At 73.1% G+C, this 13,448-nt stretch carries 11 protein-coding genes; 6 read left to right on the top strand and 5 right to left on the bottom strand.

Annotated features, from left to right (window positions below; genetic code table 11):
* Positions 1-213: 213 nt before the first annotated feature.
* On the bottom strand, positions 214-621 hold the full coding sequence (locus tag AMK26_RS15215) for a zinc-binding dehydrogenase (protein ID WP_241837904.1): 408 nt from the start codon (positions 619-621) through the stop codon (positions 214-216).
* Here AMK26_RS15215 and AMK26_RS15210 point away from each other — a divergent pair.
* Together AMK26_RS15210 and AMK26_RS15205 are read left to right on the top strand one after the other, a co-directional pair.
* Complete coding sequence (locus tag AMK26_RS15210; RefSeq protein WP_079277594.1) at positions 613-903, top strand: ArsR/SmtB family transcription factor; 291 nt, start codon at positions 613-615, stop codon at positions 901-903. The genes AMK26_RS15215 and AMK26_RS15210 overlap by 9 nt on opposite strands.
* Before the next feature lie 95 nt (positions 904-998).
* On the top strand, positions 999-1,625 hold the full coding sequence (locus AMK26_RS15205) for a nucleoside/nucleotide kinase family protein (RefSeq protein WP_073755153.1): 627 nt from the start codon (positions 999-1,001) through the stop codon (positions 1,623-1,625).
* Between the two features lie 18 nt (positions 1,626-1,643).
* Here AMK26_RS15205 and AMK26_RS15200 read toward each other — a convergent pair whose 3' ends face one another.
* On the bottom strand, positions 1,644-2,390 hold the full coding sequence (locus tag AMK26_RS15200; protein WP_073755522.1) for a CTP synthase C-terminal region-related (seleno)protein: 747 nt from the start codon (positions 2,388-2,390) through the stop codon (positions 1,644-1,646).
* Positions 2,391-2,485: 95 nt separating this feature from the next.
* On the opposite strand from AMK26_RS15200, the gene AMK26_RS15195 reads away from it, so the two are divergent.
* Both AMK26_RS15195 and AMK26_RS15190 read left to right on the top strand, forming a co-directional pair.
* The gene (locus AMK26_RS15195; protein WP_073755521.1) at positions 2,486-3,352 is read left to right on the top strand and encodes a LysR family transcriptional regulator; all 867 of its coding nucleotides are present in this window, start codon (positions 2,486-2,488) and stop codon (positions 3,350-3,352) included.
* Positions 3,353-3,509: 157 nt separating this feature from the next.
* Positions 3,510-4,589, top strand: coding sequence for an aminopeptidase P family protein (locus tag AMK26_RS15190; RefSeq protein WP_241837940.1), 1,080 nt, complete (start codon positions 3,510-3,512; stop codon positions 4,587-4,589).
* 6 nt (positions 4,590-4,595) lie between these two features.
* Here the strand turns inward: AMK26_RS15190 and treZ are convergent, their stop codons facing one another.
* Positions 4,596-6,341 (bottom strand): malto-oligosyltrehalose trehalohydrolase, encoded by a 1,746-nt coding sequence (gene treZ, locus AMK26_RS15185; RefSeq protein WP_073755152.1) that lies wholly within the window; start codon positions 6,339-6,341, stop codon positions 4,596-4,598.
* A gap of 160 nt (positions 6,342-6,501) precedes the next feature.
* Between treZ and AMK26_RS15180 the strand changes: the two genes are divergently transcribed.
* Complete coding sequence (locus AMK26_RS15180) at positions 6,502-7,050, top strand: DUF1707 and FHA domain-containing protein (protein ID WP_073755151.1); 549 nt, start codon at positions 6,502-6,504, stop codon at positions 7,048-7,050.
* Positions 7,051-7,063: 13 nt separating this feature from the next.
* On the opposite strand, the gene treY is transcribed toward AMK26_RS15180, so the two are convergent.
* Positions 7,064-9,403, bottom strand: a complete 2,340-nt coding sequence (treY, locus tag AMK26_RS15175) for a malto-oligosyltrehalose synthase (protein ID WP_073755150.1) — start codon at positions 9,401-9,403, stop codon at positions 7,064-7,066.
* A 173-nt stretch (positions 9,404-9,576) separates the two neighbouring features.
* A complete protein-coding gene (glgX, locus tag AMK26_RS15170) occupies positions 9,577-11,700 on the bottom strand; it encodes a glycogen debranching protein GlgX (protein WP_073755149.1) in 2,124 nt (707 codons plus the stop codon).
* A 481-nt stretch (positions 11,701-12,181) separates the two neighbouring features.
* Between glgX and AMK26_RS15165 the strand changes: the two genes are divergently transcribed.
* Positions 12,182-13,423: an SAV2148 family HEPN domain-containing protein gene (locus tag AMK26_RS15165; protein ID WP_073755148.1), complete on the top strand. Its 1,242-nt coding sequence runs from the start codon at positions 12,182-12,184 to the stop codon at positions 13,421-13,423.
* Positions 13,424-13,448: the final 25 nt, after the last annotated feature.

Below are 13,448 nucleotides of genomic sequence, written 5' to 3'. Positions count from 1 at the left end.
GATCGCTCCTATCCCGTTCACGCGGCGTCACGGCCGGTCCTCGCGTCGGCCGGGTGAGGCGACCGCCCAGCGCGCCGCCGGGGGCGACCACCGGCAGGCCGGTGACCGATCCATGCCGAACCGAGTAGCCCTTCACGCTCCCGGGAAACGGCATCGCCACCGAGGCCGCGGCCATCGCACGCACCGCTGCTCGCCATGATCAACCGATCACGCTCAGTGCGCGACTGTGACGACGATCTTGCCGAACCGGGTGCTGCACTCCATGCGCTGGTGGGCCCGCACGGTGTCCTCCAGCGGAAACAGCCGGTCGACCACCGGTCGAAGAGACCCGCCGCGCAGGCCGGAGGTGGCGAACGCCGCGGCACGGCGCAGCCGCCGGGGGTCCCTGCGATCTCCAGCATCGTGTACGTGCATGTTCAGCGCGGGCGTGCCCAGGTCGAACCCCGGACAGGGCGTCGGCTGCCCACTCTGCGCGCGCCACAAGAACAACGTCCCGTCGGCGGCCACGGCTCGGGCCAGTTCCATGACGGCCGGTCCGGCGACGGCGTCGAAGACGTACGCGGCGCCCCTGCCGCCGGACCAGCGCTTCTGCGTACACCGCCCCACCCCGACGTGTCGCAACTCGACCTCCGGCAGGTGCTGGAGGCCCTCGTCGATCCGGTACGCCGGAGCATCGTCACGCAGCTCGACGCGGCCGGGGAGGACATCGCCTGCGGGGCCTTCGACATCTCGGTCAGCAAGTCGACCGCCACCCACCACTTCAAGGTGCTGCGCGAGGCGGGCCTCATCCGGCAGTACTACGTCGGCACCTCGCGGATGAACGCCCTCCGCCGTGCCGAGATGGACGAGGCGTTCCCCGGCCTGCTCGACGCCCTCACCACGCCCCGCGCCAAGGGGCGCTGACCCAGGCCGGCTACCGGCGTCCCGGGGCGGGGTGCGGCCGTCGTACGTATGACAAGGCGCCTGGACACTCGCCCGCGGACTGCCAGAATTCCCCCATGGACTCGCAAGCGCTCGCCGAGCTCACCGCCCGTGCCCGCCGCCTCGCCGTCCCCGGCACCCGCCGCGTCCTCGGTCTGGCCGGAGCGCCCGGCGCGGGCAAGTCCACCCTCGCGGCGCGGCTGGTCGACCGGCTCGGCGGGCTCGCCGCCCTCGTCCCCATGGACGGCTTCCACCTCGCCCAGGCCGAACTGCGCCGCCTCGGCCGCACCGAACGCAAGGGCGCCCCCGACACGTTCGACGCCGCCGGGTACGCCGCGCTGCTCACCCGCCTCCGAGCCGCCGAGCCGGGCACGGTCGTCTACGCCCCCGCCTTCGACCGGGCCCTGGAGGAACCGGTCGCGGGCAGCATCCCGGTCGGCCCCGAGGTGCCGCTCGTCGTCACCGAGGGCAATTACCTCCTCCACGACGACGGCCCCTGGGCGGCCGTCCGCCGGCTCCTCGACGAGGTCTGGTTCCTGGAACTGGACGATCGCCGCCGTGTCCACCGGCTCGTCGAGCGCCACGTCCGGTTCGGCAAGGACCGCCCGTACGCCGAGCGCTGGGTCAGGGAGTCCGACGAGGCCAACGCCCGGCTCGTCACCGCCGGCCGTGGCCGCGCCGACCTCGTCGTACGCATGTCCTGACCGCGCTCGCCCCCCGGCTCAGCCGGCCGGTACCGCGCTCGGGTGCCGCACCGCGCTCGCGTGCCGCACCGCCGCCGACGCCAGCGCCCGCACGACCGGGTGCGCACGCGTGCCGTCCCCGGCCAGCTCGGGCTGGAACAGCGTGGCCAGGAAGAAGGGGTGCCCCGGCAGTTCCACGATCCGCACCTGTCCCTTGCCGTCGTCGCCCGTGAAGCGCAGACCGTGCGCGCGCAGCAGGTCCAGGTGCGCGCTGCTGGGCCCGTACGAGCACTCGTACCGCTCCACCAGCCGCTCGGCACCGATCACCGACTCGGCCAGCGACCCGGGCGTCACCCGCACCGCCCCCTCGTGCCCGGCCAGCGAACACGCGAGCCGCCCGATCACCAGGTCCTCGTCGGCGGCCCCCGGGTCGTTCTCGGCGTGCGCTGCGCGGTGCAGCCCGCAGACGCCGCGCGCGTACTCCAGCAGCGCGTGCTGGAAACCGCCGCACGTGCCAAGGAACGGGATCCCCCGCTCCCGCGCGGTACGGATCGCGGCCAGCGCGCCCTCCTCACTGCGGTACGGGCTGCCGGGCAGCAGCCACACCGCGTCGAACCCCTCAACGGCGCCCGGCTGCCCGGCGTCGACGGTCGGGATCCAGTACCCGTCGAGGACGAGGCCCTCGCGCTCGGCCAGCGCGTCGAGGAGCACCGGGACACGGGCGTGGGACTGCACGGTGGAGGAACGGTCGCCGACCAGGGCGATCCGGGCAACAGGATGCGTCATGCCCACCATGCTTGCCGCCGGGGCCGCTTCAGGTCCAACGATGATTTCCGCACCCCCGATCAGCAACGCTTATGCCGGGCAGGACACTGGTGACCGTGGACCCACACCTGCTCCGTACGTTCGTGACGGTGGCCCGGCTCGCCTCCTTCTCGGGAGCCGCCCGCGCACTGGGCTACACCCAGTCGGCCGTCTCCCAGCACATCGCCGCCCTCGAGGGCGACCTCGGCGTTCCGCTGCTCGCCCGCCGCCCGGTCGCCCCCACCCGCGCGGGCGAGCGCCTCCTGGAGCACGCCCGGCCCCTGCTGCTCCGCCTCGACGCGGCCCGCGCCGACCTCACGCGCATGGCCGCCGAACCGGCCGGTGAACTCACCCTCGCCGCCGCCCCGCTCGCCGTCCACCCCGACACCCTCGCCGCGCTGCCCGCCACTCGCGTCACGCTCCGCGTCCTTCCCCGTGACGACATCCCCGCCGCCCTCGCGGCCGGGGCCGCCGACCTGGGGATCGTCGACGGCCTCGCTGCCCCCAACGACCCGCTGCGGCTCCCGGACGTCGCCCCGCTCACCGCCACGCGCGTCGCCGAGGCCCCGCTCGCCGTCCACCTCCCGGCGGGCCACCCCCTCGCCCGCCGCCCCGGTCTGCGCCTCGGCGACCTCGTCGACGCCCGCTGGCTCGACGCCCCGGCCGCCGGCCTCCCGCTCGACCGGCTCCGCGCCGCCCAGGGCACCACCGGGTTCCGCCCCGCCCTGCGCTACGACGGCACCGACGTCCGCACGCTGACCGCCCTCGTGGCCGCCGGTCACGGCCTGACCCTCCTGCCGACGACCGTCCCGCCGGCCCCCGGCGCCACCGCCGTCCCGCTCACCGAACCGCGCCTCGTCCACCGCACCGAACTCCTCCGTGGCGGCGAACCGGCAGGCCCCGCCGCCACCGTGGCCGCCGCCCTGACGGCGTCCGTGCTCTGACGTCGCCCCCGGATACCGCTCGCGGCCGGCCCGCCACCCGGCGAGGATGACCGTCATGGACAGCCGCAGCGCCCCCGCAGCCAACCCCGCAGCCAACCCCGCCACCGACCCCGCCACCGACCCCGCCCCCTTCACCGCCGACGACTACCGCGCCCGCATGGCCCGCGCCGCCGAGGCCGCCGCCGAAGCGGGACTCGCCGGGCTCCTCGTCGCGCCCGGCCCCGACCTGGTGTACCTCACCGGCTACCGGCCCACCGCCGACACCGAGCGCCTCACGCTCCTCGTCCTCGCCTCCGGCCGGGACCCGGTGCTCGTCGTGCCGACCCTCGAAGCGCCCGACGCCGACCGGGCACCCGGGGCCGCCGCCCTCACCCTCCGCGACTGGACCGACGGCACCGACCCGTACGCCGTCACCGCCCCGCTCCTCGACCCCCAGGGCCGCTTCGGGGTCAGCGACAACGCCTGGGCCATGCACCTCCTCGGGCTCCAGAAGCAGCTGCCGGACTCCTCGTACGCCGCGCTCACCGAGGCCCTGCCCATGCTCCGCGCCGTCAAGGACGCGGCCGAGCTGGCCCGGCTGGAGGCGGCGGGCGCCGCCGCCGACGAGGCGTACCGGGAGATCCTCAAGGTCCGTTTCGCGGGGCGGAAGGAGACGGACGTCGCCGCCGATCTGGCCGCGCTGCTCACGCACTTCGGCCACTCGCAGGTGGACTTCACCGTCGTCGGATCGGGGCCCAACGGCGCCAACCCGCACCATGAGGCGGGCGACCGCACCATCGAGCGGGGCGACATGGTCGTCCTCGACTTCGGCGGCCTCAAGCACGGGTACGGCTCCGACACCACCCGTACCGTCCACGTCGGCGAGCCGACGCCCGAGGAGCGGCGCGTCCACGACGTCGTACGGGAGGCCCAGCAGGCGGGGTTCGAGGCGGTCACGGCGGGCGTGGCGTGCCAGGAGGTCGACCGGGCGGCCCGCGCGGTGATCGACCGGGCCGGGTACGGCGAGTACTTCATCCACCGCACCGGCCACGGCATCGGCGTCACCACGCACGAGCCGCCCTACATGATCGAGGGCGAGGAGCAGCCCCTCGTGCCCGGCATGTGCTTCTCCATCGAGCCGGGCATCTACCTCCCGGGCCGCTTCGGCGTCCGTATCGAGGACATCGTCACGGTCACCGAGGACGGTGGCGGCCGCCGCTTCAACAGCACTCCGCGCGAGCTCGCCGTCGTCGAGTAGGGCCGGTCAGACATCCGCCAGCACCACGCACGACTCCGGCGGCAGGGTCATCAGCCCGTCCCCGTTCGGCATCTCCACCGGCTCCCAGGCCGCCAGCACCCGCCCCCTGGTGCCGAGCGGGATACGGGCGGGCTCCTTGGCGAAGTTCACCGCGACCCGCAGATCCCCGCGCCGGTACGCCAGCCAGCGGGCCTCCTCGTCGTACGCCACCCGCACCGCGGCCAGGTCCGGGTCGGTCAGGTCCGGCTGGGTGGCCCGCAGCGCGATCAGCTCCCGGTACCAGGCGAGCAGCCGGGCGTGCGGCTGCCGGTCGCGCTCGGACCAGTCCAGACACGAGCGGTCCCGGGTGGCCGGGTCCTGTGGGTCCGGGACGTCCTCCTCCGCCCAGCCGTGCGCGGCGAACTCCCGTCGCCGCCCCTTGCGCACCGCCTCCGCCAGCCGCGGGTCCGTGTGGTCGGTGAAGAACTGCCACGGCGTGCTCGCCCCCCACTCCTCGCCCATGAAGAGCATCGGCGTGAACGGCCCGGTCAGCACCATGGCCGCCGCGCACGCCAGCAGCCCGGGGGAGCAGGACGCCGACAGCCGGTCGCCGGTGGCCCGGTTGCCGACCTGGTCGTGGGTCTGGGCATAGGCCAGGAACCGGTGCGCCGGGGTCGTCGAACGGTCGACCGGCCGGCCGTGCGTACGGCCGCGGAACGTCGAGTACGTACCGTCGTGGAAGAAGACATGGCCGAGCGTCTTGGCGAGGGCGGCCAGCGGGGCACGCGCGAAGTCGCCGTAATAGCCCTGGGATTCACCGGTCAGGATGGCGTGGAGGGCGTGGTGGAAGTCGTCGTTCCACTGGGCGTGCAGGCCGAGTCCCCAGGAGTCGCGGGGGGTCGTGGTGCGCGGGTCGGCCAGGTCCGACTCGGCGATCAGGAACAGCTCCCGGCCCTGTTCGGCGCCCAGCTCGTCCACGGCCGCCGACAGCTCCTCCAGGAACGTCAGCGCGCGGGTGTCGGCCAGCGCGTGCACGGCGTCCAGCCGCAGCCCGTCGATCCGGTAGTCGCGCAGCCAGGCCAGCGCGCTGCCCAGCAGGAACGCCCGGACCTCGTCCGAGCCGGGCGCGTCCAGGTTCACGGCGGCGCCCCACGGGGTGTGGTGGGTGTCGGTGAAGTACGGGCCGAAGGCGGGGAGGTAGTTGCCGGACGGGCCCAGGTGGTTGTGGACCACGTCCAGCACCACGCCCAGGCCCAGGCCGTGCGCCGTGTCGACGAATCGCTTGAGCGCTTCGGGCCCGCCGTACGGCTCGTGGACGGCCCACAGCGACACGCCCTCGTACCCCCACCCGTGCCTGCCCGGGAACGGGCACAGCGGCATCAGCTCCACATGGGTGACGCCCAGCTCGACCAGGTGGTCCAAGCGGGCGGCCGCCGCGTCCAGGGTGCCCTCGGGCGTGTACGTACCGACGTGCATCTCGTACAGAACGGCCCCGCGCAGGCCGCGTCCCGGAGGTTCGTGCCGCCAGGTGTACGCGGCGTGGTCGACGACCGCGCTCGGGCCGTCGGGCCCGTCCGGCTGGCGCCGGGACCGTGGGTCGGGCAGCAGCGGCCCGCCGTCCAGCGCGTACCCGTACCGCGCGCCGTCACCGGCCTCCGCCTCGGCCGCCCACCAGCCGTCCCGCTCCGGGTCGCGCGCCAACGGGTGGCTCAGGCCGTCCAGTTGGAGCTCGACCCGTTCCTCTGCCTGCGGTGCCCACACCTCGAACAGCACTGGTGATCCCCTCGTCGTCGTAACGCCCCAATCCTGGCAAGATCGAGATCGGGAAGCACGACACTTGGCCGCACGGACCTCGTATCAAGACCGTACCAACGGGGTCCGACAACGAGGTCCGTCTGGACACTCCGGCCCGGCCGGACCGACAATCACGACTGTGACGTCCGCTTTCGAGTCCTCCACCTTCCCCGCTCGGCTCTCCGACGCCGAACGGGACCGTGCGCTGGGGCTGCTGAGGGAAGGCGCCGCGCAGGGCAAGCTGTCGCACGACACGTTCCTGCGGCGCATGGAACTGGCCCTGGTCGCCCGCCGCCCCGACGAGCTGGCGGCGCTCACAGCGGACCTGCGTACCGAAGGGCGCTGGTCCAAGCGGCTGTTCGGTGCGGTCGAACGGATGTCCGCCTTCACGGTGCGGCTGGGCCGGGCCTGGCAGGCCGAGCGGCTGCCGAAGCTGCTGCTGCCGGAGCCCGGACCGTACCCCTTGCGCATAGGGCGGGACCCGGCCAACGGGCTGCGGCTCAGCCATGAGACGGTCTCCCGCCTGCACGCCGAACTGAGCCTTCAGGACGGCCTGTGGGTGCTGCGCGACCTCGGCTCCACCAACGGCACCGCCGTCAACGGACAGCGCGTCACCGGCTCGGTCGTCGTCCGGGCCGGTGACATGGTGGCCTTCGGGCGCATGACCTTCCGGCTCTCCGCCCGCTGACCGGCCCCTCCGGTCAGTCGTCCGCGACCGGACGGCGGCTGAGCAGCGCCACCGGCCGCGCCGCGAACAGCTCCGCCACCGGCACCGGCTGACCACCGTGGAACTCGCGCCCCACGTCCACCGCGTCGAACCACCGCCCCTCCGGCAGCGTCAGGGACGTGTCGCCCCAGCCGCCGCTCTCCGCGAGCCGCAGCGACAGCCGGGTGACCGCCGTGACCGCCTCGTCGGAGCGGCAGAACGCCACACAGTGCCCGGCCGCCGGGCCGCTCGCCGTCAGCGGCTGGTACGCCCCCGACGCGTACGTCCCCGACGCGTCGAACACCTCCGGGTACCGGCGCCGGAGCCGCAGCGCCGCGCGCGTGACGGCGGTTTTCTCGTCCGGCGGGCCCTCCTGGAACGGCCGCCGGTTGTCCGGGTCGACCAGCGCCAGGTACACCCGCTCCGTCTCCTGGTACAGGTCCGGAACGCCCGGCATGGTCAGGTGCAGGAGCGCCGCGCCCAGCGTGTTCGCCCGTACGTACGGGTCCAGCTCGCGGACCAGGAGGGAGACCGTGTACAGGGCCGGACCGGCGGGGCCCGCTTCCACGAAGTCCAGCACCGCCTGCTCGTACGCCGGATCCGGCTCCGTCCAGCTGGTGTGCAGCCCCGCCTCCCGCACCGACTTCAGCACCGCGGGCGCCAGCCGGTCCCCGTGGGGGTACCCGAGGCCCACCGCCGTCTGCCACGCCGTCCACGCCACCTGGCCGTCCGGCGCGGGCGTGCTCGCCACGTCGTCCAGCAGCTTCCCCCACCGCTGCGGGCACTCCGACAGCACCGCGATCCGGGCCCGTACGTCCGCGCTGCACTTGGTGTCGTGCGTGGACAGCACCGTCCCGGTGGCCGGCCAGTCCCGGGCCAGCCGCTCGCAGTAGGCGTGGAACTCCGCCGGGCTCACCGCCGGCCTGCCCGGGTCCCCGCCCACCTCGTTCGCCGAGATCAGCGGCGTGTACCGGTAAAAAGCCGTGTCCTCGACGGACTTCGCGCGCAGCGCCGACGAGGTCTGCGCGAACCGCGTACGGAACGCCCGCTGCTCAGGACCGTCCCCGAGCCGGCCCAGCGCCAGGTCCCGGACGACGTCCACGGCCGCCGCCTCCTCCGGGACGGCGAACGTCGCCTTCGCCTCCTCGGCCGCCTCCGCCGTCAGGACGTCCTCCGCGCCCGTCCCGTAGGGACGGTAGACCGGCACCCGGATCAGCAGTTCCCGGACGGCGGCGCGCAGCGCCCATGGGGCGTGGTCGCGCAGGTCCGGGCCGGCGGCGCAGACGGCCGCGGCCGTCCGGGTCAGATGGGCGACCTCCGAGGCCAGCGCGTGCGTCACCACCTTGTACGCGGCCCGGCGCGCCGTCGTCTCCCAGTGGCCGCCCCGGTCGCCGGCCGGGCTCGCGAACCGCCGGTAGTGCTCGGCCAGTTCCGCCGCACCCGCCCCGTCCACGAACAGCCCGTCGACGCGCCGCAGCGCGTCGTAGCCGGTGGTGCCCGCGACGGGCCACCGGTCGGGCAGCCGTTCCTCGCCGGTGAGGATCTTCTCGACGACGATCCAGCAGTCCCCGCCCGTCGCCCGCGCCAGCTCCTTCAGGTACGCCTCGGGGTCCGCGAGCCCGTCCGGGTGGTCGATCCGCAAGCCCTCGACCACCCCGTCCCGTACCAGCTCGACGATCTTGGCGTGGGTCGCCTCGAACACCTCCGGCTCCTCGACCCGCACCCCGATGAGGTCGGAGATGGTGAAGAACCGCCGGTAGTTCAGCTCCGTACGCGCGAGGCGCCACCAGCCCAGCCGGTACCACTGGGCGTCCAGCAGCTCCGGCAGCGCCATCCCCTCCGTACCGGGCCGCAGCGGGAACTCCTGCTCGCCGTAGCGCAGCGTCCCGCCCTCGACGCGCATCCGCGCCAGCTCGTCACCGATCCGGCCCGCCAGCACCGGCAGCAGCACCTTCCCGCCGCCCGCCGCCCAGTCGATGTCGAACCAGCGGGCGTACGGCGACGAGGGGCCGTCCCGCAGCACCTCCCGCAGCGCCCGGTTGTGGCGCGGCGCCGCCGCCATGTGGTTGGGCACGAGGTCCACCACCAGGCCGAGGCCGTGCGCCCGGGCGGTGCGCGCGAGGGCCCTCAGGCCCTCCTCGCCGCCCAGCTCCTCGCGCACCCGGGCGTGGTCGGTGACGTCGTACCCGTGGGTGGAGCCGGGGACCGCCTCCAGGACCGGTGACAGATGCAGGTGCGAGACCCCGAGCGACGCGAGGTACGGCACCGCTTCCCCGGCGGCCCGGAAGGGGAAGTCCGGCTGGATCTGGAGCCGATAGGTCGAGTTGGGCGTCATGCGAACGTACGTACCCGCTTGGGCGGCTTCTGTGTCATCGGGTGATGCGATTTACGCCCGACGCCACGTTCGTTTCCTTGTTCGACCAGTCAGTCGCAAGGGTGCGCGCGGCGCCGTCCGGGGACGGCGCCGCGCACACCCCGTGCCCATGGTGCCCGCCTTGAAGCCGCCTCCTAGGCGGGGCGCCGGAGCACCGTCAGACTGCGGCCGATCAGGGTGAGACGGTCACCCGCGGCGACCTTCGCGCCCTGGCCCGGCTCGACGCCCTCGGGGAGGGACGTGTCCACCACCACCTGCCACTGGCGGCCGTGATTGACCGGCACCACGAAGTCGAGGTCCTCGGCGCTCGCGTTGAACATCAGCAGGAACGAGTCGTCCGCGATCCGCTCCCCGCGCGGGCCCGGCTCGGAGATCGCACTGCCGTTCAGGAACACCGACAGCGCCTTGGCGTGCGCCGCCTGCCAGTCCCGCGCGGTCATCTCCTCACCCTCCGGGGTGAACCAGTTGATGTCCGACAGCTCGTCGTGCGTGCCCTCCACCGGCCGCCCGTGGAAGAAGCGCCGCCGCCGGAAGACCGGGTGGTCACGCCGCAGCCACACCATGGAACGGGTGAACTCCAGCAGCGACCTGGCCTCCTCCGAGTCCTCGTCCGGCCAGTGCACCCACGCGACCTCGTTGTCCTGGCAGTACGCGTTGTTGTTGCCGTCCTGCGTACGCCCGAACTCGTCGCCGTGGCTCAGCATGGGCACGCCCTGCGACAGCATCAGCGTGGCGATGAAGTTGCGCATCTGGCGCAGCCGCAGCTCCGCGATCCGCTCGTCGTCGGTCTCGCCCTCGGCTCCGCAGTTCCAGGACCGGTTGTGGCTCTCGCCGTCCCGGTTGCCCTCGCCATTGGCCTCGTTGTGCTTGTCGTTGTACGAGACCAGATCGCGCAGCGTGAAGCCGTCGTGGCAGGTCACGAAGTTGACCGAGGCGAGCGGGCGCCGCCCGTCGTCCTGGTAGAGGTCCGACGAGCCGGTGAGCCGCGACGCGAACTCGGCGAGCGTGCGCGGCTCGCCCCGCCACAGATCGCGGACCGTGTCGCGGTACTTGCCGTTCCACTCGGTCCACAGCGGCGGGAAGTTGCCCACCTGGTACCCGCCCTCGCCGACGTCCCAGGGCTCGGCGATCAGCTTGACCTGGCTGACCACCGGGTCCTGCTGGACCAGGTCGAAGAACGACGACAGCCGGTCCACCTCGTGGAACTGGCGCGCCAGCGTCGCCGCGAGGTCGAACCGGAACCCGTCGACGTGCATCTCCGTCACCCAGTACCGCAGCGAGTCCATGATCAGCTGGAGCACGTGCGGCGAGCGCATCAGCAGCGAGTTCCCGGTGCCGGTGGTGTCCATGTAGTACCGGGGGTTGTTCTCCACGAGCCGGTAGTACGAGGTGTTGTCCAGGCCCCGGAAGGAGAGCGTCGGGCCCAGGTGGTTGCCCTCGGCCGTGTGGTTGTAGACCACGTCCAGGATGACCTCGATGCCCGCCTGGTGCAGGGCGCGCACCGCCGACTTGAACTCCAGCACCTGCTGGCCCCGGTCGCCCCAGGAGGCGTACGCGTTGTGCGGGGCGAAGAAGCCGATGGTGTTGTAGCCCCAGTAGTTGGCCAGCCCCGAGTCCACCAGCCGGTGGTCGTTGACGAACTGGTGCACGGGCATCAATTCGAGAGCTGTGACCCCCAGTTCGGTCAGGTGCTCGATCACGGCGGGGTGGGCGAGCCCCGCGTACGTACCGCGCAGCTCCTCCGGCAGGGCCGGATGGAGCATCGTCAGGCCCTTCACATGGGCTTCGTAGATCACCGTCCGGTGGTAGTCGGTACGCGGCGGCCGGTCGTCGCCCCAGTCGAAGTAGGGGTTGACGACGACGGAGGTCATCGTGTGCGGCGCCGAGTCGAGGTCGTTGCGGGAGTCCGGCCTGCCGAAGTGGTAGCCGTACACCGCCTCGCCCCAGTCGACGGCGCCGGCGACCGCCCGCGCGTACGGATCGAGCAGCAGTTTCGCGGAGTTGCAGCGCTGTCCGCGCTCCGGCGCGTACGGTCCGTGGACCCGGAACCCGTACCGCTGGCCCGGCATCACACCGGGCAGGTACGCGTGCCGTACGAACGCGTCGGTCTCGCGCAGCTCCACCGCGGTCTCCGAGCCGTCGTCGTGGAGCAGACACAGCTCGATTCGGTCGGCGGTCTCGGAGAAGACCGCGAAGTTGGTTCCGGCGCCGTCGTACGTGGCACCGAGGGGATACGCCTGTCCCGGCCAGACCTGCATAGATAAGACTCTTCCACTTCTGATCCGGCTGATGGGGGTCACTTGAGCCAGAATCCTCCCCGAAAGTGGTGCGACCTCCTAGGACTTCGGCCGGTCCTACCGGGTGACCACGGGGCGCGGGGAGCGCACTGGCCGGAAATCGCCCGCCCCAGGGCCTGATTCGTCCGATCAGCACACTGATCGCGTGCGGAGGGGTGCTTTCCGGTTGCCCGGGTCAACTTCGCGTTCCCGGGCGTCGCCCGCGCCGGGCGGGCGTGTCGCGCCGCCCGGCGGAGGCCCGCCTGCGGGCGCCCGGGCCGGGCCCGGCGGTCCCACCATTATGAATCCGCTCACTCCCGCTCGTCCCCGCCGCCGGAACGGCCGGAAGAATCATGGTCGTTGGGAAAGGAGCCCGGGCATGGGGCTGCACCGCCTCCCGCTCCCGGAGTACCCTTCCTTGATCGTTGGAGACGGGCGTCCAGGAGCAGAAGGCGGTGCGCGGGTGAGCTCGGGAGGGCTGGAGCTGCCCCCAGGTGACTCAGGTCATGAGGGGGACTCCACTGACCCCGCTGATGTCCCGCCCGGCGCGGTCTCACTCGCCCGGCCGATGGAGATCGGTGCGGAACTGGACTGGGGCGCGGAGGACTGGAGCGAGGTGCGTACCCGCGCCCAGCGCGCCGGGCGTGCCTATATCTGGCTGAATCTGGTCGAACAGCGACTGCGTGCCGTGGTGGCCGCCGTACTGCGCCCCGTCTACGAACCCGTCCACGGCGACGACTGGGTGGTGGCCGCCGCCGGGCCCGCCGGGCAGGAGTGGGTGCAGCGGGCCGTCGCCGTACGCGAGGTCTCCCGCCGCAAGGGTTACCTCCTGGACCCCGCCGACGACAATGTGCTCAGCTTCCTCACGCTGCCGCAGCTGCGGGAGCTGATGGTCCAGCACTGGCCCTGCTTCGAGCCGTACTTCGACGACCGGCGCGAGGTGGAGCTCGCCCTGGACGAGCTGGAGGTCACGCGGAACGTGGTCTCCCGCAACCGGGCCCTGTCGCGGACGGTGCTCGACCAGTCCGAGCGGGCCTCCGCCCGGCTGCTGGAGATCCTCGGCAGCGGCGCGGGCGTCCCGTCCTCGCACCGGCTGCCGGTCGACGCGGTGGAGGACCTCGTCGGCGACCGGTACGCGGACGTGGTCTCCGTCCACCCCGACCGGGTGCGGCTGCAGCGGCAGCTGCCCGCCGAGGACCTCTTCGGCGGGGCGCGGCGCCTCGACGCGATCGGCATAGGCCTGAACCTCCTCGTGCAGAACTTCTCCGGGCGGCGGCTCGTACGGCTCGCCGAGTCCGGCTGCCGGATACGCCTGCTGTTCCTGAACCCGGCAAGCAGCGCCGTCAAACGGCGCGAAAGGGAACTCGGGATCAAAAAGGGCGAATTGAGCCGCTCGGTGGAGATGAACATCCTCCACATGCGGCGCGTGCGGTCCAGGCTGCGCGACCCGGGCGCCTTCGAGATCCAGGTCTTCGACGAGACGCCGCGCTTCACCGCGTACCTCGTCGACGGCGACGGGCCGGACGGCGTGGGCGTCGTCCAGTCCTACCTGCGCCGGGCCCGCGGCATGGAAGCACCGGTGCTCGTGCTGCGCGGCGGCAGGCGACCGGTCGTCACGGCCGGGGCGGAGAGCGAGCACGGCCTGTTCGAGACCTACCGCGAGGAGTTCGAGTCGGTCTGGGCGGACTCCCGTCCCGTCTCGTGAGAGCCGGACCCGAGCGGCGTTGTCA

This window comes from Streptomyces sp. CB03234, assembly GCF_001905885.1.
GTDB lineage: Bacteria > Actinomycetota > Actinomycetes > Streptomycetales > Streptomycetaceae > Streptomyces.
The sequence above is the reverse complement of the archived record's forward strand: the minus strand, read 5'-3'. Positions and strand labels throughout refer to the sequence as shown.

Excerpts from the sequence above, each read along its gene's own strand:
- AMK26_RS15205 (WP_073755153.1), top strand. The coding sequence starts at position 999 with ATGGACTCGCAAGCGCTCGCCGAGCTCACCGCCCGTGCCCGCCGCCTC.
- AMK26_RS15200 (WP_073755522.1), bottom strand. The coding sequence starts at position 2,390 with ATGACGCATCCTGTTGCCCGGATCGCCCTGGTCGGCGACCGTTCCTCC.
- AMK26_RS15190 (WP_241837940.1), top strand. The coding sequence starts at position 3,510 with ATGGCCCGCGCCGCCGAGGCCGCCGCCGAAGCGGGACTCGCCGGGCTC.
- treY (WP_073755150.1), bottom strand. The coding sequence starts at position 9,403 with ATGACGCCCAACTCGACCTATCGGCTCCAGATCCAGCCGGACTTCCCC.
- glgX (WP_073755149.1), bottom strand. The coding sequence starts at position 11,700 with ATGCAGGTCTGGCCGGGACAGGCGTATCCCCTCGGTGCCACGTACGAC.